At 38.4% G+C, this 21,768-nt stretch carries 22 protein-coding genes and 1 riboswitch; of the genes, 2 read left to right on the top strand and 20 right to left on the bottom strand.

The window, feature by feature from the left end; genetic code table 11:
- Positions 1 to 45: 45 nt before the first annotated feature.
- Together CS063_RS08165 and CS063_RS08170 are read right to left on the bottom strand one after the other, a co-directional pair.
- Positions 46 to 267, bottom strand: a complete 222-nt coding sequence (locus CS063_RS08165; RefSeq protein WP_099449205.1) for a FeoA family protein — start codon at positions 265 to 267, stop codon at positions 46 to 48.
- 24 nt (positions 268 to 291) lie between these two features.
- Complete coding sequence (locus CS063_RS08170; protein WP_099449232.1) at positions 292 to 507, bottom strand: FeoA family protein; 216 nt, start codon at positions 505 to 507, stop codon at positions 292 to 294.
- A gap of 231 nt (positions 508 to 738) precedes the next feature.
- Here CS063_RS08170 and CS063_RS08175 point away from each other — a divergent pair, with 231 nt between their 5' ends.
- Positions 739 to 1,101 (top strand): metal-dependent transcriptional regulator, encoded by a 363-nt coding sequence (locus CS063_RS08175; protein WP_099449206.1) that lies wholly within the window; start codon positions 739 to 741, stop codon positions 1,099 to 1,101.
- Between the two features lie 77 nt (positions 1,102 to 1,178).
- Here the strand turns inward: CS063_RS08175 and cobU are convergent, their stop codons facing one another.
- The 18 genes from cobU to CS063_RS08260 form a co-directional block, all read right to left on the bottom strand.
- Complete coding sequence (gene cobU, locus CS063_RS08180) at positions 1,179 to 2,012, bottom strand: bifunctional adenosylcobinamide kinase/adenosylcobinamide-phosphate guanylyltransferase (protein ID WP_099449207.1); 834 nt, start codon at positions 2,010 to 2,012, stop codon at positions 1,179 to 1,181.
- A gap of 15 nt (positions 2,013 to 2,027) precedes the next feature.
- Entirely contained in the window at positions 2,028 to 3,323 is a 1,296-nt protein-coding gene (gene hemL / locus CS063_RS08185) for a glutamate-1-semialdehyde 2,1-aminomutase (protein WP_099449208.1), read from the bottom strand.
- Positions 3,324 to 3,356: 33 nt separating this feature from the next.
- Positions 3,357 to 4,877: a uroporphyrinogen-III C-methyltransferase gene (cobA, locus tag CS063_RS08190; protein ID WP_099449209.1), complete on the bottom strand. Its 1,521-nt coding sequence runs from the start codon at positions 4,875 to 4,877 to the stop codon at positions 3,357 to 3,359.
- Between the two features lie 41 nt (positions 4,878 to 4,918).
- Positions 4,919 to 6,157 (bottom strand): glutamyl-tRNA reductase, encoded by a 1,239-nt coding sequence (hemA, locus tag CS063_RS08195; protein ID WP_099449210.1) that lies wholly within the window; start codon positions 6,155 to 6,157, stop codon positions 4,919 to 4,921.
- Positions 6,158 to 6,173: 16 nt separating this feature from the next.
- Positions 6,174 to 6,878 (bottom strand): cobalt-factor II C(20)-methyltransferase, encoded by a 705-nt coding sequence (locus CS063_RS17850; RefSeq protein ID WP_308415462.1) that lies wholly within the window; start codon positions 6,876 to 6,878, stop codon positions 6,174 to 6,176.
- A gap of 12 nt (positions 6,879 to 6,890) precedes the next feature.
- A complete protein-coding gene (locus CS063_RS17855) occupies positions 6,891 to 7,667 on the bottom strand; it encodes a sirohydrochlorin cobaltochelatase (protein ID WP_308415463.1) in 777 nt (258 codons plus the stop codon).
- 111 nt (positions 7,668 to 7,778) lie between these two features.
- Positions 7,779 to 8,525 (bottom strand): precorrin-6A reductase, encoded by a 747-nt coding sequence (gene cobK, locus CS063_RS08205; RefSeq protein WP_099449211.1) that lies wholly within the window; start codon positions 8,523 to 8,525, stop codon positions 7,779 to 7,781.
- A complete protein-coding gene (gene cobJ / locus CS063_RS08210; RefSeq protein ID WP_099449212.1) occupies positions 8,522 to 9,247 on the bottom strand; it encodes a precorrin-3B C(17)-methyltransferase in 726 nt (241 codons plus the stop codon). Before cobJ ends, cobK begins: the two co-directional genes overlap by 4 nt.
- Positions 9,240 to 10,382 carry a cobalt-precorrin 5A hydrolase gene (gene cbiG, locus CS063_RS08215; RefSeq protein WP_099449213.1) on the bottom strand — a complete coding sequence of 381 codons (1,143 nt, stop codon included), beginning with the start codon at positions 10,380 to 10,382 and terminating at the stop codon, positions 9,240 to 9,242. Before cbiG ends, cobJ begins: the two co-directional genes overlap by 8 nt.
- Entirely contained in the window at positions 10,366 to 11,118 is a 753-nt protein-coding gene (locus tag CS063_RS08220) for a cobalt-precorrin-4 methyltransferase (protein ID WP_099449214.1), read from the bottom strand. Before CS063_RS08220 ends, cbiG begins: the two co-directional genes overlap by 17 nt.
- Positions 11,111 to 11,680 carry a decarboxylating cobalt-precorrin-6B (C(15))-methyltransferase gene (locus CS063_RS08225; RefSeq protein ID WP_099449215.1) on the bottom strand — a complete coding sequence of 190 codons (570 nt, stop codon included), beginning with the start codon at positions 11,678 to 11,680 and terminating at the stop codon, positions 11,111 to 11,113. The genes CS063_RS08220 and CS063_RS08225 overlap by 8 nt, the downstream gene beginning before the upstream one ends.
- Positions 11,670 to 12,281, bottom strand: coding sequence for a cobalt-precorrin-7 (C(5))-methyltransferase (locus CS063_RS08230; RefSeq protein WP_099449216.1), 612 nt, complete (start codon positions 12,279 to 12,281; stop codon positions 11,670 to 11,672). The genes CS063_RS08225 and CS063_RS08230 overlap by 11 nt, the downstream gene beginning before the upstream one ends.
- Positions 12,278 to 13,390 (bottom strand): cobalt-precorrin-5B (C(1))-methyltransferase CbiD, encoded by a 1,113-nt coding sequence (gene cbiD / locus CS063_RS08235; RefSeq protein ID WP_099449233.1) that lies wholly within the window; start codon positions 13,388 to 13,390, stop codon positions 12,278 to 12,280. The genes CS063_RS08230 and cbiD overlap by 4 nt, the downstream gene beginning before the upstream one ends.
- A gap of 1 nt (position 13,391) precedes the next feature.
- Complete coding sequence (locus CS063_RS08240; RefSeq protein ID WP_099449217.1) at positions 13,392 to 14,024, bottom strand: cobalt-precorrin-8 methylmutase; 633 nt, start codon at positions 14,022 to 14,024, stop codon at positions 13,392 to 13,394.
- A 16-nt stretch (positions 14,025 to 14,040) separates the two neighbouring features.
- Positions 14,041 to 15,405 carry a cobyrinate a,c-diamide synthase gene (locus CS063_RS08245; RefSeq protein WP_099449218.1) on the bottom strand — a complete coding sequence of 455 codons (1,365 nt, stop codon included), beginning with the start codon at positions 15,403 to 15,405 and terminating at the stop codon, positions 14,041 to 14,043.
- Complete coding sequence (cobD, locus tag CS063_RS08250; protein WP_099449219.1) at positions 15,402 to 16,484, bottom strand: threonine-phosphate decarboxylase CobD; 1,083 nt, start codon at positions 16,482 to 16,484, stop codon at positions 15,402 to 15,404. Before cobD ends, CS063_RS08245 begins: the two co-directional genes overlap by 4 nt.
- A gap of 31 nt (positions 16,485 to 16,515) precedes the next feature.
- Positions 16,516 to 17,466, bottom strand: coding sequence for an adenosylcobinamide-phosphate synthase CbiB (gene cbiB, locus CS063_RS08255; RefSeq protein WP_099449220.1), 951 nt, complete (start codon positions 17,464 to 17,466; stop codon positions 16,516 to 16,518).
- Positions 17,463 to 18,995: a cobyric acid synthase gene (locus tag CS063_RS08260; protein ID WP_099449221.1), complete on the bottom strand. Its 1,533-nt coding sequence runs from the start codon at positions 18,993 to 18,995 to the stop codon at positions 17,463 to 17,465. Before CS063_RS08260 ends, cbiB begins: the two co-directional genes overlap by 4 nt.
- 135 nt (positions 18,996 to 19,130) lie before the next feature.
- Positions 19,131 to 19,308: riboswitch (cobalamin riboswitch) on the bottom strand.
- A 162-nt stretch (positions 19,309 to 19,470) separates the two neighbouring features.
- On the opposite strand from CS063_RS08260, the gene CS063_RS08265 reads away from it, so the two are divergent.
- Positions 19,471 to 21,561, top strand: a complete 2,091-nt coding sequence (locus CS063_RS08265; RefSeq protein WP_099449222.1) for a methyl-accepting chemotaxis protein — start codon at positions 19,471 to 19,473, stop codon at positions 21,559 to 21,561.
- Positions 21,562 to 21,768 lie beyond the last annotated feature (207 nt).

Here is a 21,768-nt window from a genome sequence, read left to right on the forward strand (position 1 = left end):
ATCTTCCAAAATAAGTTAGATTCAACTAACCCCCTTGCAAAAATTTTATTCCACTTCTATCATTTCAGCATCCGCCTTACGGATAGATAACTCATAACCCCTTACAGTAATTTCAACAGGATCTCCGAGAGGTGCTACCTTTCTTACAAAAATATTTACACCCTTTGTAATTCCCATATCCATAATTCTTCTTTTCACGGGACCTTCCCCTGTTATTTTTTTAACTGTAACCTCTTCACCACATGCTATTTGCCTTAAAGTTTTCACGCTATCACCCTTTCTTTTTCTCCTTTAAAAGCTCACAAGTATTTTGCTTGCCATTTCTTTATTAATTGCTATACGCGATTCCTTTATATTTACAATCAGGTTTCCATTTATTTCAGATATAACAGTAACCTTACCACCTGTTACAAAACCCAAACTCTCTAAAAATTTTTTTGTCTCCTCTTTTCCCCCTACCTTTTTAATAACTTGACATTCTCCTGCTTTTAATAGTGTGAGAGGCATATTTTCATCTTCTTTCTTTATCATTTTAATAAGATTTTTGATAATCATTCTCATAAGTTAGTATAATCTAACTGAGTTTTATTTGCAATAACTTTATTGATAATTTTTATCAATAACTAATTTTTTATTCTTTTTCTACTCATAAAAGTAAGTTATTTGCTAACTTTTTAAGGATATGCTATACTAACTAAAAATTCTAAGGTTAGATACGACTTACTAATGAGGTATTTTATGTATAAAAATGAATCTGCTGAAAACTATTTAGAAACTATTTTAATATTGAGTAGACTCTTTCCTGTTGTCCGCTCCATTGATATTGCTAATGAATTAAATTTCAAAAAATCCAGTGTCAGTGTCGCAATGAAAAATCTACGTGAAAAAAACTATATTACAGTTACTGAAGAAGGTTTTATTTATTTAACAGAAACAGGTAAAGCCATTGCTGAAATGATTGATGAACGTCATACGCTGCTTTCCTCTTGGTTAAAGAAGTTAGGGGTAAGCCCAGAAATAGCTGACCAAGATGCTTGTAAGCTTGAGCATGTACTTAGTACAGAAAGCTACGAAGCACTCAAAAAACATATTCAACACTAAAAACCCTCTTAGGGTAGAACGCTCTTTTTACGTTCTACCTAAGAGTTTTTAGTCTCTTTATCCTTTTATAAGCTCTTTTAGGATTGCTTAATACATACGGGTATACCACTAACCACCAGGTAGACTTCCCTAGCACTTTTAGCAAACTGCTGATTGACTCTGCCTATAATATCTGTATAAATACGTGTCAAACGATTATCAGCAACCGGACTTAATCCTATTTCATTGGTTACTGCAACAAAATAGAGAGAAGTCTTTTCGATTTCTTCAATAAGCTTAGCAACCTGCTCCTTAATGTGCTTTTCTAATTGATCAATGTCTTCTTGAGAGCATGTGTCATAATCAATGTTTTCTTTAAACATGAGATTATTCACCATCAAAGTCACGCAATCTAGTATAACGGTTTCATGCTTTTTCCCAATCTCCCCAATCTGCTTATAAATATCTTCATAAACTTCGTAGGTTGTCCAGTGATTAGGACGGCTTTGCTGATGCTTTTTTACACGTTCCCTAAAATCATCATCAAAGGGGACGCTAGTAGCAATATACGCCGTACTATTATTTTGTTCTTTGCAAAGCTGCTCGGCATAGGTGCTTTTACCTGAACGAGCTCCTCCTGTTACTAACACGATTTTGCTCATTTTTTTCTCCTTTACCTCTAACTTACCTAACTCCATCACTTCTTTTATATGAGACTGAACATGGCGGTAGCCTTCTTTATCATGAGGCTTTAAGCAATTGATACAACTTTTAATACCATTTTTTAGATAGACAAAGTTACCCCCACATTTATTTTTGAGTCCATAAAGAGGGCAATAACAAAAAAGACAATTAAATTCCTCTGGATAAGGAGTAGGATGACATGGGAAATGTTCACATTCCCTATTTTGTACAAATTCATAACAAGGCATAGCATCATCTCTTTCTTACTTGTTATAAGCTACCTTCAGTGCTTCATAATTAGCCTTTAAAGTAACATCTAAGTCTTCTTTTGTATGTGCGGTGGAAAGAAAGAGTGCTTCAAATTGCGCAGGTCCCATTAAGATACCTCTTTCTAGCATTGCTTTGTAGTATTTATTAAATTTCTCTAAATCACAATCCTTCACATCTTCATAGCTTTCTATTTTACCAGAAGTAAAGAAAAGACAAACAAGCGAACCTACTTGAGTTACCGTAAGCTCTAAATCAAGAGCTTTAAGATTATTACGGATTCCTTGTGCAAGATAACTTGCCTTTTGCTCTAATTCCTTGTAGATACCTGGGTTGTTTTTAAGCTTTTCCAAGGTCTTTTTCCCTACATACATGGCAAGGGGGTTACCTGATAGCGTACCTGCTTGATAAACTGGCCCACAAGGTGAAACTATTTCCATAATGTCTTTTCTGCCACCATAGGCACCTACTGGTAGTCCCCCTCCAATAATTTTACCAAAGCAAGCCATATCTGGAACAACACCAAAATATTCAGGTGAGCTTCCATATCCAAGCCTAAAACCTGTAATCACTTCATCAAAGATAAGGAGGCTATTGTATGCTTTTGTCACTTCTCTTAAATACTCTAAAAATTCCTTTTTACCTGGTACAAGCCCCATATTTCCTGAAACTGTTTCCACAATCACACAGGCAATATCCTCTCCGTGTTCTTCAAATAAAGCTTTTACAGCTTCTTGATTGTTGTATTCACAAACAAGGGTGTGCTTTACTACATCTGCTGGCACACCTGGGCTAGTGGGCACACCAAAAGTTAGGGTACCTGAACCCGATTTCACTAAAAGAGCATCACTGTGTCCATGATAGCACCCTTCAAATTTAACGATTTTATTTTTACCCGTGTAACCTCTCGCTACACGTAGGGCGCTCATAGTGGCTTCTGTTCCTGAGCTGACCATACGTACTTCATCAATCCCCTCATAAGCTTCTACGATAAGCTTTGCCATCTCTACTTCAATAGCTGTAGGTGCACCATAACTGGTTCCTTTGAGGAGCTGTTCTTGTATACCTTCTAAAATATCAGGGCTGCCATGACCAAATAGTAAAGGTCCCCACGAACAGATATAATCAATATACGTATTTCCATCTACATCGGTTATTTTACTGCCTTCACCCTTTTCAATAAAAATAGGTTCCATCCCTACTGCCTTAAAAGCTCTTACAGGACTATTCACACCACCCGGTATATATTTTACTGCTTCTTCATAAAGTGCCTTAGACTTTGTATGTTGCATCTTTTCTTCCCTTCTTTTCTCTTTTTAGTTCACTTACTCTTTATCTTTACTTTTTAATAAGCTATCTTGTACTATTGTGTCTACTAAAGCATTCAGAGTATGCTCAGCTGCTTCTTTATAAACCTTTAAACCATAGCTTTGTATGGTTTTGGAAGTAATAGGACCTATAGAAATAAGCTTGGTATCTTTGAGTTTATCAAGATTTTCCTGCCCCATAAGTTCTACAAAATACTGGCAAGTAGACGAACTGGTGAAGGTGATATAGTCCACTTCTCCCTTCTCTAAAGCAGCTTGATAGGACTCTGATAAACCTTCTGGCTTAAGAGTTGTATAAAGCTTTATCTCTGTTACATGAGCATGCTTTTTAAGTGCCTCGCTTAAATAGTCTCTAGCTATTTGAGACTGTGGTAAAAGAATCCGATCCTCTGGCTTTAAGTGCTCTTTAAGGCTCTCATAAAGAGACTCAGCAATCGCTTTGGGCGGGATCCCATCTGCTCTTATTCCTTGCATTTTCAGTGCATCGGCTGTTCCTTGACCTACAGCCCAAATTTGCATATTACTAAGACTTCTTGCATCTTTACCTCTTTGGTGCAGTGTTTCAAAGAAATATTTTACGCCATTAGGACTTGTAAATACAAGATAAGTATAGCTGTCTAGCTCTTCCCAAATGGGGCTTGTATCTTCCTCATTTTTTTGAATAGTAATCGTAGGACACTCTAAAACGCTTGCCCCTTGGTCTTGTAGCTTCATTACAAGATGGCTACTTTGCTCTCTAGAGCGTGTCACCATAATAGTTTTACCAAAAAGCGGTCTTTCTTCAAAAAAATTTAGCTTTTCTCTTAAATGGACCACTTCTCCTACTACAATTAACGTAGGTGGCTTCACCTCTTCTTCAAGTGCCTTTTCATAAATATCTTTTAAGTTCCCTACCACAACACATTGTCTAGGACGTGTTGCCCAGCTCACCAGTGCCACTGGTGTTGTTTCTTTTTTGCCTGCTGCTAAAAGCTTTTCCGTAATGGTTTTTAAGTTGCTTACTCCCATTAAAAAGACAAGCGTACCACGTAGCTTTGCTAAAGCCTCAAAAGGAATCTCTTCCTCTGCTCCATCTCTTAAATGACCTGTAATGACATGAAAAGAGGAAGCATAATCACGATGCGTAATAGGGATCCCCGCATAACAAAGTCCACCTATAGCAGAAGTAATGCCTGGAACGGTTTCAAAGCTTAAACCTTGCTCTAAAAGGTACTCTGCCTCTTCTCCCCCTCTTCCAAATACATAAGGGTCTCCCCCCTTTAAGCGGGTTACCCATTTACCTTCTTTGGCTTTTTCTACAATGAGGGCATTAATCTCGTCTTGTGGTAGCGTGTGATGACTGCCCGCTTTACCGACATAGATGATTTCACAACCTGCTTTAGCTTCCTTTAAGTAGTCTTCATTTGCTAAACGGTCATAGACGATCACGTCTGCCTTTTGAATGCACTCTAAGCCTCTTAATGTCATAAGCTTATAATCACCAGGGCCTGCTCCTACTAAATAAACCTTCCCCTCCATTTGCTTCCTCCTTTTTATCCTTTTTATATTTTTAAACTCTTTTACCCTTCACGCCTAAAAAGAGTTTCTACTGCTTCCAAATATTGCTTACGTTTTTCATCATTTTCTAGCTGCTTAAGCTTTTTAGCTGGCATTCTTACAAATTTATTAAGGGCTGCTCCCAACATCTTTTCAATAACCTTTTTATCCTCTTCTGATAAATGTGTCTTTTTATAAATGACCTCTAAGGTATCTTGCTCTATCGATTTTTTAGTTTCATCTAAAAGCTTTAATGCACTATCCATATCGGAATGCTCTAACCAATTCATTAGCACTTCTATTTTTTCTTCTATAAGTATCTCTGCTTCTTTCGCAAGAGCTTGCCTTCTTTGATTATTGGTTTCACAGACATTTTTCAAACTATCAATATCAAACAAACTAACATGAGGCATCTCACCTATACGTGGGTCGATATCTCTTGGAAGTGCAATGTCAATACAGCAGAGCGGTTTTACAAGAGTAGGAAGCTTTTCTTTTCTCAAAATAATATGAGGAGAAGCTGTCGCACAAATCACCCCGTCCACCTCTGGCAACAGGTTATAGCGGTCTTCATAAGCAATAATTTCTATCTCTTCATAGCTTTTTTCAAGAGCCTTCGCCTTACCATGGGTACGATTGGATAAATAAATTTTCCCTACGTGTTCCTCATGTAAATAGCTAAGCACCAATTGACTCATCTTACCTGCTCCTATAACAAGCAACTTCCTATCTTCTAAATCACCTAATTGCTGTTTTAAAAACTTCGTTGCTACATAACTAATAGAGAGGGGATGCTCCGAGATTTTTAGCTGATGCTTGATACTTTTAGCCGTTGTGATAGCTTCTCTAAAAATTTTATTAAGTAGCTTTCCACTTCCTTTTTCTTCTCTAGCTAGCTCCCATGCCTCTTTTACTTGTCCTAATATTTGGTCTTCTCCTAATACCAATGAATCGAGACCTATGGCTACCTCATATAGGTGCTTAAGAACATCTTTTCCTTTGTAAATACTTAGGTAATCCTCTGCTTCCCCTACTCCCATTCGTTTTTTATAGAAGTTCTTAAAAAAGGTGACTCCTGTTTGAAGCTCACTCCCCCAAATATAGATTTCACTTCGATTACAGGTTGAAAGGATGACTATTTCTTCTATCCCCTGCTCCTTCGCTTTATGGAAAAGCTCCTTTTTTTGGGATTGTGTAAAAGAAACACTCTCTCTTATTTCGATAGGACATAAATGATTCACACCTACCATCCCAATATTCATAGTCTTCGCCTACTTTCTAACCAAGATTGCTCCTATTTACTAAGATGGTAGAGAAATAGGAGATTTTTTCTTTTAGATGTATATCACTTAAATCCGTATAAACAGTCTCTCCCTCTTGAGAAGAATTACTTACTAAAATAGCTGACTTTAATAAATCATATTTTTCTAACATGCTTACAATGGACTCAAGGTGACGGTATACCTTCATAAGTACCAAGTTACTATAACTTTTCATCGCTTCTTCAATGATCTCTTTCTCCGCTGTACAAGGTAAGATGATAAGAGGCTCCTTGTCCATAACCAATGGGAAATTTTGACTGGATGCAATATTTGAAAAAGAAGAGATGCCAGGTATTGTCTCAATAGCTACCTGATCTTTTAACTTATTCATAATATACACATAAGTACTATAGATCATAGGGTCACCTAGTGTAATAAAACCTACATTTTTACCTTGTTTAACATCTTCAATAATTTCATCAGCTACCCTTTGCCACTCCCTATCCTTCTCCTCCACATTAAAGGTCATAGGGAAATGACGCTCTTTAATCAAAAGCTCTTCTTTTAAATGGGGTTTAGCAATGGAAAAAGCTAAGCTTCCTCCCTCCTTTTGTGCCTCTGGAGTGTATAAAACATCAAGCTGATGAAATACCTCTACTGCCTTTAAAGTAAGTAAGGAAGGGTCTCCGGGTCCCGTTCCAATACCATAAAATTTTGCCATATTGATTCCTCCTTAAGCCTTTAAGCTTTCTTTAGCATGCTCTACAAATAATTCTCTTATAAAAGCATTCTCTCCTAAACCTTTTAAAAGTACTTCTACCTGGATGTTCGCTTTAAGAAGCTGATTCACCCATGAATCCTCTTCTTCTCCTGCCATATCATTTTCTGCATGATCGCCTGCAACTAGCATAAAAGGTAGGAGATAAACAAAACGAATACTTTTTGCCTTTAAATCTTCTAAAACATGCTCAAAGGTAGGATATCCTTCTACCGTTCCCATATAGACAGGAATGCCTTGCTTTCTAAAAGCATGTTCGAGTGCACAATAAGCACTAAAGCAAGGATGGGTTGTGCCATGTCCCATAAATACAATGGCTTCATCTTCCTTTAAAGAGGGTAGTTCCTTTGCTACACTCTGCACGGTTTTCTCATAATCTTCAATCGTTGTAAGAAGTGGTCTACCAATGGAAAGGGACTTAAAGCTTTCCTTGAAGGGTTCAATAGAAGCTTTCATCTTATCATATTCATCACCACAAATAATATGTAAAGATTGGATAACTACTTCTTCATAGCCTAAAGCTTTAATACGTTCTAGTGCTTCAAAAGGTGTATCGATGATAAGGTTATCACGCCTTTTAAGCTTTTCAATAATCATATAAGACGTATAGGCTCTAAAAAAATCATAGCCTGGAAAAGCTACACTTAAGTCTTTTTCACAGGCTTCAATAGTCTTTTCACGGGTTTCTTTATAGGTTGTTCCAAAGCTTATAACAAGTAAGGCTTTTTTCATGGTTTTCTTCCTTTCTCTTTAGCGTTTCTTTTTAGTTTAACGGGTGTCGTTTCACTTTGCTTGTAGTTCTATTTGATTATTTGGTCTTTATTTTATATCTCACATTTCTTGCTAGAGACTCTCTATAAGTTCATCAAGATGATGAAAAACACATCTATAATTGAAACAGGGTCTTTTAATCACTACGATGGGAATGTCTAAGGCTTTAGCTGCCTCAACCTTTTCTATAAATCCACCTTCCTTGCCACTTTCCTTTGTTAAAACCACATCTGATAAAGTGGCTGAAAAAAAAGCACGGTTCATGTCCTCACTAAAAGGTCCTTTCATCGCAATAAGGTGGTCTGCCTGAAAGCCTAATGCTTCACACTCGCCAAGTACCTGACTCGTTGGCAATACCCTAGCAAACAGCATTTTATGTCCTAGCCTCTCCTTAAAAAATGCCAAATGCTTACTACCTGTCGCAAGAAAAATTCTTTCTCCTAGGCTTGCTACTAGCTCACAGGCCTCCTCAAGTGAGGAAACAACATGTAGCTTAGAGTAGCTCATCTCTTCTAAAAGCGAAGGACGCTCATAACGTTTATAGGTCACGTTAAGGGCCTGTGTTACTTTTTGAGCAATTTGGGATACCTCTATGGCATAAGGATGGGTGGCATCGATCACTGTCTCAATGTGATTTTCAAGAAGAAAGCTTTTCATTTCATGTTCATTCATCTTACCTAGCTGTACCTGATCTGTATAAGGCAGGCAAAGTTCTTTCCCATAAGCTGAGGTCACTGAAACCAAATAGGCTTGTTGCCGCTTATTAAGCCGTTCACAAATTTGTAAGCTATCTGAAGTCCCTCCTAGAACTAAAATCATACACTGTAACCCCTTGGTGTAATCATATAACCATCTGCTGTGTAAGTGGATTTATTTCCAATAATGACCATAGTGGTCATGTCCACCTGCTCATAATTCATCTCACCGTATTTCATAATGCACTTTTCTTCCTCTGCTCTTCCGATGTTTTTAATAATCCCCACTGGGGTATTGGGATTTTTATACGGTGCCATGATTTCGAAGGCCTTCTCTAAATGTCCACTTCTGCCTTTACTACGTGGGTTATAAAGGCAAATCACAAAATCTGCTTCAGCTGCTAAACGTAATCTTTTCTCAATGACTTCCCAAGGTGTTAATAAATCACTTAGACTAATATGACAAAAATCATGCATAATCGGTGCACCGAGTATACTGGCTCCACCAATACTGGCTGTTACCCCTGGAATCACCTTAACGGGTAAATCTAAGCCCTCTTTTGTTACAAGCTCTAAAATAAGTCCCGCCATTCCGTAAATCCCACTGTCTCCACTACTTACTACCGCTACACGTTTGCCTGTTTTGGCGATTTCAATGGCTTCTTTACACCGCTCTACTTCTTGGCGCATCCCATTTCTCACAATTTGTTTGTCCTGTAGCATCTCTTTAATAAGGTCAATATACGTTTTATACCCAATAATCACCTCAGCTTTTTCAATAGCCTCAATAGCTTCTAACGTCATTGTCGCCTTAGAACCTGGTCCGATTCCTATAATTTCAATCATTTTTTATCCTCCCGACAGCAAAGGTAATCCCTTCATATTTTTGTTTCTCTATAAGTAAGTGCCCACTTAAAAGATAGGCAACTGGCTCGGCTACAGCGTATACACCTACTTGTTTTTTTACAAACTCGGATTTCTCAAACTGCTCTTCTACCTCTTTAATAGCTTCCTTGGAAAAGGTAATAAAGGGAAGGGCTAAATCCTCAGCAAGCGTCCTAATTGCCTGTTCATCCTTTTTAATATCTATACTTCCTATTTGGTAAAAAGCTTCTTTAGACAAATCCTCTTTAACTAAAAAGGCTTCAAAGACTTCACGCATATGCAAAGGCTGTGTATCTTTACGGCAACCTACCCCTAAAACAAGATTTTTAGGAGTGAGCTTGAGCACCTTTGACCTTTCTCTTATAGGAAGTTCATCCTGTATTCCTACTTTTTTATACGTTATATAAATCAATTTTTTATACTCTTTTAAAGTCTCTTCACTTAAAAAGGCTTCTAAGGAATGGAATAAAGTAAAACCTTCTGCTTCCTTTAGCTTTTCTAAGTTGACTTGAAGGTCACTATAGAGAGCAACCTTCTCTCCTGCTACTAAAAGTGCATTCACTTCTTTTAGCTGTCTTCTAATAGGTGTTAAAGGCACACCTAATCTTTGAGCTAATAAATCCAGAGCTCCCTTTTGATTGACATCTGTTGCAGTTGTAATAACAGGATTTGCTCCTAAATAGTCACTCACCTCTAAAGTAAGGGCATTGGCGCCACCTACATGCCCGCTTAAAAGGCTAATCACGTTGTGTCCCTTTTCATCTATTACTAAAATGGCTGGATCTAAAAGCTTATCTTGTACATAAGGCGCAATGGAACGTACCACAATACCCGTTGCCATAATAAAGATCAGTGCTTCATAACGTGTAAAAAGCTCTCCTACTACCTCACCTAATCTGCCTTCAATAGGAAAAATAGCTTCTGCCTTCTCCTCATCTTTAAAAGAGGTATAAGCCTCTAGATGCTTAGTCTCATTTAAAAGTTTAGAAGCGATATAAAGGTGAGGCATGGTAAAACAACCGCTTAACCTTAAAGCTAGGCTAAAGCCTTGAGGGGTGAGTGCTAAAAGAGCTATTTTTTTAGCCTCGGTACTCATGACTAAAGTCCTTGTCGTAAAGCTTGGAATAGTTATAGGTATCTCCTAAAAATTCACCTACTAAAATAAGAGCTGTTTTAGTAATCCCATCTTCTTTTACTTTTTGAACAATATCTTTAAGTGTTCCTTTTAGGATTTTTTCATCTGGCCAAGTCGCTTTATACACAATAGCAATCGGCGTAGTCTCTCTATAGCCCCCTTCTATTAGTTCTGTTACTACCTTTTCAATCATTTGAACAGATAAAAAGATGACCATAGAGGTTTGATGCTGTGCATAGCTTCTTATAGACTCTTTACTGGGTACAGGTGTTCTCCCTTCTGCCCTTGTAATAATCACACTTTGTGATACCTCTGGCACTGTATATTCAGCACCTAATGCCGAAGCTGCCCCTAAGAAGGAACTGACACCTGGTGTGCAGTCATATTGAAGTCCTAACTTACCTAATTCCTCAGCCTGTTCACGAATAGACCCATAAATGGAAAAATCACCTGTTTGCAATCTAACGACCTTTTTATTTTCTCTTAAACCTCTTTCCATTACCTCTATGATTTGCCCTAAATCCATAGAAGCACTATCATGGATCTCACACTCTGGCTTGCAGTAAGTAAGAAGCTCTGGATTTACCAAAGAACCAGCATAAATCACAATATCTGCTGTTTGCAAATGACGATACCCTTTTAGAGTAATTAATTCTTTATCTCCTGGTCCTGCTCCTACAAAATGTACTTTATTCATAACAACCTTCCTCCTTTTGACCCGATAAGATGTAGATAGGATTAAAGGGCTTAAAGTATTCCCCTTGTCCTAATTTCTCAAGCTTGCATACACTTAGCAGGGTGGCTTCAACGTTTTTAAAACCTATCTGCTTTAAAATTCCTAACGCCTCATAAAAATTTTCAATGAGTAAAAAATTAGTTACCAGGTGTCCTCCTGGGGTTAAAAGCTCATAGCTCCATTTCATAATTTCCTCTAGCTTACCACTACTTCCACCCACAAAAATAGCATCTACTGTTCCCCTGAAGGGCATGGGCGCTGTTCCTTCAATCAGGTTATAGTTAGATAATTTAAACTTATCCACATTTTTCTTAATCACTTCAATAGCTTTTGGGTTTTGTTCCACAGCCCATACTGTAAGCTGGTGATAAGTGTGTGCCGCTTCAATCCCTACTGTACCTGTTCCTGCTCCAATATCTAAAAAGCTCTTTTTATTTTTAAGCTCGAGCTTATTAAGGCTAATGGCTCTTACTTCTTCCTTAGTAATCGGCACTTGTCCCGTTATAAATGCACTATTTTTCATCTAGTATCACCACCACATTGCGCTTAAAAATACGCTCTTTTTCTATTTCCTCCGGTTTAAGGCAGCTAATCACTTCATCTCCATAAGAAAGGTTTTCACCAATCCACAAAGTCTTTTTTAAGCTGCGCTTTAAAATTTCCTGTGCAATTTCATAAGGACCTATGTGCTGATCCGTCACTAATGCAACTTTTTCAAAACTAAGAAGCTGGTCAAAGTGAGGCACCTTGCCATGGGTACTGGTGATATAAAGGTCATTCATATCCATTTGCAATCTCGAAAAGAAATATTGGATACTACTAATCCCTGAAACAATATGTAAATACTCTTTAGGAAGCTGCTCACTTAAATACTTACCAATCCCATAGATCAAAGGGTCTCCACTGGCTAAAACCACCACTTCTTTTTCAAGGTTTCCTTTTAAGAAGAGCGTCAGCTCCTCTAGCTTTCGATCTAATGCTCTTTTCAGTCCTTTACACTGAGGAGGTACTGCTTCTAAATGCCTAGTCGCCCCAATGATAAGATCTGCTTTTTCTAATAACTGGTTCCCAAGTTCGGTGATATAACCCCCTTCTCCTGGCCCCATACCGATTACATGTATCATTTGAATTCCTCCATTAACTGGTTAAAGCCACTAGATACTCCAAGTCTTTCACCTTGTAAGGAAAAGAGTAGTACTTCTAAGGTTACTTCTTCCTCTTGTAAATGCATCAAACATCTTTCCTTACATCTATTGGCTAAATGATAAAAGAGCTCACTATAGCCTGCTTCCTTTATAAACTCTATGGCTTCTTCTGTCGTTGCACAATGATAAACTTTTTTAAAAAGCTCGTAAGGCGCTCCCATAAGAGCTAAGTGGGTTGTAAGGATCTCTGCTCTTGCATCGGCTACCTTGCTATGGGTATGAAAGATTCCACCTGCTACTTTGATAAACTTTCCTAAATGACCAAGCATCAGTATTTTTTCATATCCTAACCTTTTAGCTTCTAAAAGCATATAGCCTACAAAGTTACTGGTTCTTACTACATACTGTGGATTTAAACCTAATACCTCTAAGGCAAAGCGTTCCCCATGATTGCCTCCTACCAGCACAATTTTTTTAAGGCCTACCGCCTTTTTCATTTCTAGCTCTAAAGAGAGAGACCTTTTCCAGCCCTCCTCTGACATAGGCTCCACAATGCCACTTGTGCCAATAATCGAAATACCTCCTATAATGCCTAGTCGAGGGTTAAAGGTTTTTTTGGCAATGCTTTCTCCTTCTGGCACTTCAATAGTAACTTCCATGCCTCTTTTGCCGATTACCGAGCGGACTTCTCTTTGAATCATTTCACGTGGTACCTTATTGATGGCTGCCTCACCTACACCCACACCTAAGCCTGGCTTTGTAATAATGCCCACACCTTTTCCACCTTTAATGCAAATGGCTTCTCCCTCTCTCATTTGTACACTGGCATAAATAAGTGTACCATGGGTAGCATCTTTATCATCTCCACCATCTTTACGAATGGCACAACTGGCCCTATCCCCCTCTAGCTGGGCATCTTCTACCTTTAAGGTAAGAGGAATGCCTTTAGGTGTATCAATAGAGATAGTAGAAATAAGCTCCTTTGTAAGAAGGATGGTGGCAGCTGCTTTAGCAGCTGCTGTGGCACAAGAACCGGTGGTATAACCCCTTCTATAAGGCTTGCCGTCTATATAAACATACTCGTCCATTTTAAAGTGCATACAGGATGGCATTGACAATAGCTGCAGCTAAATTACTGCCTCCTTTTCTCCCTTGAGCTGTGATAGATGGGATAGTGGTAAGTGCCAGCTCTCCCTTAGATTCTGCGGCTCCTACAAAGCCTACTGGAACACCTACGACGGCTGCAGGTGCAAGTTTGCCTTCTGCTGTAAGCTCCATGATTTTATAAAGAGCTGTGGGCGCATTACCAATCACAAAGATTTTTTCTCCCTCTTCAGCTGCTGCTACTTCTACAGCTGCCATCGAACGGGTCATGCCTTTTTCTTTTGCTAGCTTTACCACTCTTTCGTCACTGATATAGCATTTTGCTTCACAGCCTAACGCTTTAAGCTTTGTTTTATTGATTCCACTTAATGCCATTGTTGTATCTGTATAGAGTGTCGCTCCTTTTTTAAGAGCTTCTGTAATGGCTTCAATCACACCTTCTTTTATTTCAAGAATGTCCAGATACTCAAAATCAGCGGTGGTGTGAATGGCTCTTTTGATAATCTTTTCCTCTATCTCATTTTTAAACTGATAGTTGGGACGAATCTGGCGAATAATCTCTTCAATCATGATAAAACTATTTTCTTCAATTAAATTGGGATTTTGAATGTACTCCATGTGTACTCCTTCCGTCTTAAAGAGTTCTTCTCTTTTCTATGACATGTATAAAATTTTCTAAAGCTCTGAGCTGGGTATAAAAATGAAGATGGAGATAGGTTGCTAATGTATTTCCTTTACAAAAACCACCTTGCCACTCCTTAGTGACTTGCTTTTTTTGTCTTTTTCGCATAGTATAGGCACCTTTTACTGATGTCTCAAATTCCGAGTGATGAAACTCATGACCTCTTAACACCTCACCTTTATCAGAAAGTAAGGTTGGCACCTTGGCTTGTGCTTCACAATATCCAAAGCGTTTTAACCCTTCTGTCATGTAGCTTTTTCCTTCAAGGATACCTACCATAGCATAGCTTTTTGCTTCTTGAGCTTGTAAGCTTTCACCCAAATACATCAGTCCACCACACTCTGCATAAATAGGAATACCTTTATCATGAGCGGCTTTTAGCTCTTGGCGAAGTGAAGTATTGGCTTCTAATTCTGCACCAAACATCTCTGGGAAACCTCCACCAATATAGTAAGCATCACACTTTGGAAGCTTTTTATCCCTAATAGGACTGAAATAAATAAGCTCAAAACCACAATCTTTTAGTAGCTCAAGGTTATCTTCGTAATAAAAGTTAAAGGCCTCATCATAGGCAATCCCTAGCTTACGCCCCTTTACCCTTGGCAAATCTGGCTGAAATGCCGAGCCAACCTCTTCTCCCTCACACAGCTCTACTAAACGATCTAGGTCGATAAAACGCTCTGCCGCCTCTGCCATTTTGTCAAATTTTTCTTCTAAATAAACCATTTCTTGACTTGGGATTAAACCTAAATGTCTCGAGCCTAAGGTAAGCTCTTCATTGGGAGGAAAATACCCTAAGGTTTCAACCCCTGTATAGTGGTAAATGGCTTCCTTAATTAACTGGTAATGGGACTGGGTTTTTACATGATTTACAATCACCCCTTGAATACTCACTTCAGGATCTAGCATCTTATATCCCATGACCATGGCTGCTGCTGAAGCTGCCATACCTTTGCCATCAATCACTAGTATAACTGGAAGCTTCAGCAGCTTTGCCACATAAGATGAGGAACAACTATTAATGTCTATTCCATAGCCATCATAAAGTCCCATTACACCTTCTACTATTCCTATTTCCTTTTCCTTCATCGCTCGGTTAAAAAGGTAAATAAGCTTTTCATCTTCTAGCATATAGGCATCCAGGTTACGTGAACTCTGTCCTGTAATCTTGGTATGATAGGCGGTATCGATGTAATCCGGTCCTACCTTAAAAGGCTGTACTTTAAGCCCTCTCTTTTTTAAAGCTCCCATAATGCCTAGTGTTAAAGTCGTTTTGCCTACTCCACTTGAAGTACCGGCAATGAGAAACTTTTTCATAGATGTGTACTCCCTTCTAGTTCTTCTTTGAGGAAACGTACAAGTATATCATTTTCTTCTGGTGTCTTGATTGCTACCCTGATAAAGTGTGGATCAAGTCCCTTGAAGTTAGAGGCATCTCGAATAAGTAGGTTATGTTTAACAAGAAGCTTCTCTTTAAAGCAAGCTGCTGTTTCCTCTTGTATTCTTAATAGTATAAAGTTGGTTGCTGTGGGATAAACCTTTAAGCCTTGAATCTGACTGAGCTGCCCCAGTATACGTCTCCGTTCCACTTGGTAATAGGCCTTACTTCTTGCTTGATAGGCCTTTTGCTGAAAAATAACTTTGGCAATAGCCTCTGCAAAACTATTAATGCTCCAGGGTTCTTTATAGCTGTACATTCGCTCCATTAAGGCTTTATTGCTGGTTAAGGCATAGCCTAAGCGTAGCCCCGGCATACCAAAAAATTTCGTTGCTGCTTTAATAATGATAAGCTGCTTGGAGGTAGCTATTTTCTTTACTAAACTTACCCGTTCTTCCTCTTCTACAAACTCCATAAAGGTTTCATCTACAATAAGTAGCTTACCCCTTTCTTCTAAGAGTGAAAGAAGTGCCTGAAGGTCTTCTACTCGCCCTGTTGGATTATTGGGATTACATAAGAAAAGAAAATCAAAGTCTTCTAAATGGGCTTTTATTTCCTCTAAATTAAAAGCAAAGTCCGCTTCCTTGTCCCAGTAAAGATCATAAACTTCTAAACCACTTAATCTCGCACTTCGCTCATACTCGGAAAAGGTTGGATTTAAAATCCCTAACCTCCCTTTTAAGCTTTTCATAAGGAGATAAATCACCTCTGTGGCACCATTTCCAGGGATGACCTGAGTAGGCTCTACCTGACAATACTGTGCAAGCTGCTCCCTCAGTTCACTATAGCAGCTATCTGGGTAGTGCCTACTTTGCTTAAGGCCTTCCAGCACAGCCTCCTCTAGTTTTTCTGGTAGATAAGGGTTAATGTTGGCGCTAAAATCCAGTAAAGCTGTAGGGTCTTTGCCATAGCGTCTTGCCATTTGCATGCCATCTGCTCCATGTCCTAAATGTTTCATCTATCCACCTCCTATGACCTATTTTTACATCTTATTTCACTACTAATAAATACATACACATAAAAAGAATAAAACTTAATCCAGAAGTCGTATAAAGAATGGCATTGGTTTTTAAAATATCCTCTTTATTTATTTTCCTTAAAGCATCCCCAATAGTTGGTTTATACACTTCTTCCCCAAAATAAGTATGCGTTCCTCCTAACTGAATCCCTAAGGCACCCGCTACAGCACCTTCTGGGTAAGCACAGTTAGGACTTTTGTGGTTCTTACGGTCTCTAATAGCAATGGAAAGAGCTTGCCTTCCCTTTAATCTTAAAAGTCCACAAGCCATACTCATTAATAATGCAGTTAAACGAGCTGGAATAAAGTTCGCTGCATCATCGATCCTAGCTGATACCATCCCTAAATCCTTATATTTTTCATTTTTATACCCTACCATAGAATCCAGTGTATTCACTGCCTTATAAGCCAGTGCTAAAGGTGCACCTCCTATAAAGGCATAAAAAAGAGGAGCAATCACACCATCTACCGTGTTTTCTGCTACTGTTTCCACAGTGGCTTTAATAACTTCTTCTTCACTCAGAGACTGCGTATCTCTTCCTACTATATAAGAAAGCTGCACCCGTGCCTCTTCTAAACTCTTTGTGTTTAATACCTGATAAATTTTATAGGCTTCCTGCCCTAAACATTTGGTAGCAAGGGTTGTATAAATTAGATAGGTAGACACTATGCCATATAGGATAGGATGGACGCGGCTTATCTGAATGAGTCCATAAGAGGTGATAAAGGTTGTGCCTACAACGACTAGCCACAAAACACCTCCCCCTATTTGCAGGCCCTTACTTGAGGTGACTCTCCTCCTAATAAGGGTTTCTACCTTACGAACCAGCTTACCAATAAGGCGCACGGGATGGGGAAAATTATAAGGGTCTCCTAGTATAAGGTCTAATACATACCCTAACACGAAAGACAGTATACTCATATTTCCTCTCCCCTCAAGATTTTATAGATCGCTTCCATGTCTACATTTTTTCTCACTACCTCTGCAAGCTTCTTATATTCTTGCTCTTTATAATCTTTAAAGGAGATGCCTTCCTCCTTGTTTTCTGTGAGCCCTTTTTGACGTCTAAGACCATTTAAAAGACCCCTTGTAAAACCAACTTCATCGAAAACACCATGGAGGTAAGTTCCCATTACTGTCCCTTCTTTATTAACAGCACCTTCCTCGTAGCAAACCTCCTTGCCTAGCTTTTTCTGAATCTCAAAAAGAGGACTTACTTCTTTTCCGAAATGCGTTACACCCATATGGATTTCATAACCCACTACCTTTTTATCTTTTAAGCCTTCACCTAAGTCGCCTACTACTGTCTTCACCTGTCCTTCTACCTGGGTCGTTACCTTTTCCTCTTCAAAATAAGTGCTAATATCTAAAAGACCAAGTCCATCTATCTCACTTATCCCCATTTCCACACCTTTTGGATCATAAAGCTTCTTGCCAAGGAGCTGATATCCCCCGCAAATCCCAAAAATCAGTTTCCCCTTTTGACTATATGCCTTAATCGCTTCTCCTAAACCACTTTCTTTAAGGTAGAGTAAATCCCCAATGGTGTTTTTCGTACCTGGTAAGATAAGAAGATCAGGATCACCTATCATTTGCCCTCTGGTCACATAACGCAGACTCACATCCTCTTGTATTTCAAGTACATTAAAGTCTGTAAAGTTGGACATGTGAGGCAGACAAATCACTTCCACACTCAGTGCTTTTTTACTCTTATCCTTTTGGCTATTTAAACGCCCAGCTAAACTATCCTCATCTTCAATATCTACACGACTATAGGGAATGACGCCTAATACAGGGATTTGAATAAGCTCTTCTAACATCTTAAGCCCTGGTTCTAATATTTTCACATCTCCACGGAATTTGTTAATGAGAACTCCTTTTACTCTTTTACGTTCCTCTTCTGTAAGGAGCATCATTGTTCCTACGATAGAAGCAAAAACACCTCCCCGGTCGATATCACCAATTAAAACAACCGGTGCATCTACTAGCTCTGCTAACCCCATGTTGACAATATCTTTATCTCTTAAATTAATTTCTGCTGGACTTCCTGCACCTTCAATGACAACTGCATCATTTTCAGCTTGTATCTCCTCAAAAACTTTTTGAATCATTTCTGCTAATTGGGGCTTAAACTCATGGTACTCTACTGCTGTCATATCCTTATAAACTTTCCCATTAATAATCACCTGAGACTGTTTATCTGCATGGGGCTTAAGAAGAATGGGATTCATCTTCACACTGGGCACCTTACCTGCTGCTTCTGCTTGTACCACTTGAGCTCTCCCCATTTCTAATCCTTCTTCTGTAATATAAGAATTAAGTGCCATATTTTGTGATTTAAAAGGGATCACTTCTAAACCATCCTCTTTAAAAATCCGGCAAAAAGCTGCTACTAAAAAGCTCTTTCCTACATTCGATGCTGTTCCTTGAAACATAATTGATTGTCCCATTGTTCCTCCTCATGTTTTGACTTTACTTCAATAAAAGGGTCATTTTAAAATTTTCAAAATAAAAAAACCCCTAGAAAGGGGCTTATAGATGGACGCTTTAAATGGTTTCTCTATTACCTCCTTTCCCACCGAAAGGGTAATTCCTCAAATAAGGCAGGTCTCCTGGCTCATGAATCTTTCCTTTTACTCCCCTTCCCATACTTATTCGTACAGTGGTTTTTTGAGTAAAAAGTCCTCATTTACAGTAGCGGGGGCTGCAGCAATTCGCATTTCCCTATTAAGCTTTCTAAGCACCTTATTTTTTTATTATTTTATTAGAGTCTTACTTCTCTATTATTATACACATTTTCTAAAAGATACACAACGTTTCTTGTTTTAAACTCTCTTTTACATATATTTAATTTAGATTTTACAAACTCATATTATTATAAAATTAATTTTGAATAATAAATATTTTACTTATAAAGGAGAAACCATGTTTCCATTCGTTTTCCGTCATCGTCATTCTCAAAAGCTTCTTCCTTTTAAAAAGCGTCCCCATGCCACCCGCCCTTCTGAAACTAAACGCTTTGGCCTAATGAGTCGAATCATTTTGTTAAGCTTTCTCATTTCCATTGGTCCTTTGTGTCTACTTGCTTCTACCCTCTTTTATCAGACGGCTACAACTTTAAAGGAAGAAATTCAACAAACTGCCTTACAATTTAATGATTCCCTTCTTAATGAATATGAGTCTATTTTAAAAGCTCAGTCTCAGCTCCTAGCGCTTTTAAGTCAAGATAGCTTCTTTAGTTATTATCAAACTAGCCTTATAGCCAAAGAGGGCATGGAGCAAAAATTAAAAATGTTAGCTGAGAATAGTCCATTTATCATTGGGCTACAAGTACGCCTTGAAAATTCCAACTTAATGCTAGGCTATTCTAAAGATAACGTTGTTAAATTTACGAAAGCAGATATTGAAGGTAATTATCTCTATACCTTAGAACAAAAGAAAAAAGAACCCATACTCTCTCAGCCTTATCAAGATGATTTAACGAAGCGCCTTATGATCACCTTAGGCTGTCCTATTTTAGATAAGCAGCAAAATTTTTTAGGAGCCATCCATATGGATATTGATATGGCAGCTTTCTCTAGTTACCTCTACAGTACAGCTACAGAAGCCATACATCATCCCTATGTAGAAGTCATGATGTATCTTGATAAAGGGATCATTATTAATTCTACTAATAAAAACTATATCAACGGTAAGGTCGCTCTTTTATCAGGTGGCGATCAAATTTTAAATCATAAGGCTTCTCATTTTACAGCTCTATTCGATTATGAAGAATACACTTTTTATCGAGGAAAACGTCACTCTAGCTTCAATACGATTTCTTATGTAAAAACCTCTTATCTCAAAGACCGCCTTCAAGAAGCCATGCTACCACTCCTTGTTCGTATAGGTCTCATCCTTACGCTTGCTTTACTTATTGGCTTATTCTATGCCTCACGCTTCTTGCGTCCTATACAACTTATTTTAAAAGCACTTAAAGAGGTGACAGCCAATAACCTAACTACCTCCATTGCTGTACATACCATTAAAACAAAAGATTTATTTGAGATTGCCACTGCTGTTAACGAACTCGTAAATACCTTAAAGCTTTCTGTTAAAAGTCTTCAGCATACTTCTAAGGAACTCGTAGAAGACGCTGGGTCTATGCAGCACCTTATTGCTACTTGTAATGCCTATGGTGATCAAAATCTCTCCCTAGCTTGTGGCATTGCTAAAAGTGCCCAGTCACAAATGGATTCTGTCAAACATAGCCTTCACTCTTCTTCTCTTTTAGAAGATAAACTCGTAAAAGTCACACACATTAAAGAAATTATTGCTGCTAACAGCAACGAGGTTAGCCTTATTATTGCTAAAGGGATCCATCGTATTGACGGCCTTCACCACTGGATCACTCAAAGCACACATAATTTCCATACGCTTAAGGACCGTGTAAAACACATTGAAGAAAAGTCTAGACGTATTCAAGACATCCTCTCTACGCTTCAGCAGCTTACACGCCAAACCAATCTTCTTGCCTTTAATGCCTCCATAGAAGCAGCTAGAGCTGGTGAGCACGGAAAAGGCTTTGCCGTAGTCGCTGAAGAAGTACGTCATTTAGCACATACATGCTCTAGCTTTGCCGTAGAAATTGAAGCTTTAGTAAAGGAAAACATGCTTTCCATCCAAACTTTAGCAGAGGATGTGAGTGTTTTTATAAAGGATCAAACGCAAACAGAAGCTAGCCTGTGTCGCACACAAGAATACTTTAACGAAATCCAATCAGCTAGCGCCTCTACAGAAGCCTCTGCCCAAACTATTGCTGCGTTGCTTCAAGAAGTAGTCACTGCTAAAGATTATGTACTTCATGCTATACAAGATGTCTTTTCACTGGCTCAGGAAACAACTGCTTCTACGCAAGAGGTTCAGGCCCATGCAACTTCTCAGGTGGCTACCTTGCAAGAACTACTAGCCACTTCTGAAGCACTTAAAAGTCTTTCTACCACTCTCGATGAGATTACGCATCAATATGTCTTATAGCTTTATTTACTACATATAGCTTTTCCCTACGTAAAAAAGAAGCCCCTTTTTTCTAATAATGAACCGACCCCCAAAAGTTAGACCTGAAAATCTAACAATTGGAGGTCGTTTTTTTATGGCAAAATATGATTATGAATTCAAGAAAAAAATTGTAAATGCATACATGAATGGCGAAGGAGGAAAACGGTTTTTAGCAAATAAGTATGG

Origin of the sequence: Sporanaerobium hydrogeniformans (assembly GCF_002735925.1) — a bacterium.
GTDB classification, from domain to species: Bacteria; Bacillota; Clostridia; order Lachnospirales; family Cellulosilyticaceae; genus Sporanaerobium; species Sporanaerobium hydrogeniformans.

Excerpts from the sequence above, each read along its gene's own strand:
- CS063_RS08170 (WP_099449232.1), bottom strand. The coding sequence starts at position 507 with ATGCCTCTCACACTATTAAAAGCAGGAGAATGTCAAGTTATTAAAAAG.
- CS063_RS08175 (WP_099449206.1), top strand. The coding sequence starts at position 739 with ATGTATAAAAATGAATCTGCTGAAAACTATTTAGAAACTATTTTAATA.
- cobU (WP_099449207.1), bottom strand. The coding sequence starts at position 2,012 with ATGCCTTGTTATGAATTTGTACAAAATAGGGAATGTGAACATTTCCCA.
- hemL (WP_099449208.1), bottom strand. The coding sequence starts at position 3,323 with ATGCAACATACAAAGTCTAAGGCACTTTATGAAGAAGCAGTAAAATAT.
- cobA (WP_099449209.1), bottom strand. The coding sequence starts at position 4,877 with ATGGAGGGGAAGGTTTATTTAGTAGGAGCAGGCCCTGGTGATTATAAG.
- hemA (WP_099449210.1), bottom strand. The coding sequence starts at position 6,157 with ATGAATATTGGGATGGTAGGTGTGAATCATTTATGTCCTATCGAAATA.
- CS063_RS17850 (WP_308415462.1), bottom strand. The coding sequence starts at position 6,878 with ATGGCAAAATTTTATGGTATTGGAACGGGACCCGGAGACCCTTCCTTA.
- CS063_RS17855 (WP_308415463.1), bottom strand. The coding sequence starts at position 7,667 with ATGAAAAAAGCCTTACTTGTTATAAGCTTTGGAACAACCTATAAAGAA.
- cobK (WP_099449211.1), bottom strand. The coding sequence starts at position 8,525 with ATGATTTTAGTTCTAGGAGGGACTTCAGATAGCTTACAAATTTGTGAA.
- cobJ (WP_099449212.1), bottom strand. The coding sequence starts at position 9,247 with ATGATTGAAATTATAGGAATCGGACCAGGTTCTAAGGCGACAATGACG.
- cbiG (WP_099449213.1), bottom strand. The coding sequence starts at position 10,382 with ATGAGTACCGAGGCTAAAAAAATAGCTCTTTTAGCACTCACCCCTCAA.
- CS063_RS08220 (WP_099449214.1), bottom strand. The coding sequence starts at position 11,118 with ATGAATAAAGTACATTTTGTAGGAGCAGGACCAGGAGATAAAGAATTA.
- CS063_RS08225 (WP_099449215.1), bottom strand. The coding sequence starts at position 11,680 with ATGAAAAATAGTGCATTTATAACGGGACAAGTGCCGATTACTAAGGAA.
- CS063_RS08230 (WP_099449216.1), bottom strand. The coding sequence starts at position 12,281 with ATGATACATGTAATCGGTATGGGGCCAGGAGAAGGGGGTTATATCACC.
- cbiD (WP_099449233.1), bottom strand. The coding sequence starts at position 13,390 with ATGGACGAGTATGTTTATATAGACGGCAAGCCTTATAGAAGGGGTTAT.
- CS063_RS08240 (WP_099449217.1), bottom strand. The coding sequence starts at position 14,024 with ATGGAGTACATTCAAAATCCCAATTTAATTGAAGAAAATAGTTTTATC.
- CS063_RS08245 (WP_099449218.1), bottom strand. The coding sequence starts at position 15,405 with ATGAAAAAGTTTCTCATTGCCGGTACTTCAAGTGGAGTAGGCAAAACG.
- cobD (WP_099449219.1), bottom strand. The coding sequence starts at position 16,484 with ATGAAACATTTAGGACATGGAGCAGATGGCATGCAAATGGCAAGACGC.
- cbiB (WP_099449220.1), bottom strand. The coding sequence starts at position 17,466 with ATGAGTATACTGTCTTTCGTGTTAGGGTATGTATTAGACCTTATACTA.
- CS063_RS08260 (WP_099449221.1), bottom strand. The coding sequence starts at position 18,995 with ATGGGACAATCAATTATGTTTCAAGGAACAGCATCGAATGTAGGAAAG.
- CS063_RS08265 (WP_099449222.1), top strand. The coding sequence starts at position 19,471 with ATGTTTCCATTCGTTTTCCGTCATCGTCATTCTCAAAAGCTTCTTCCT.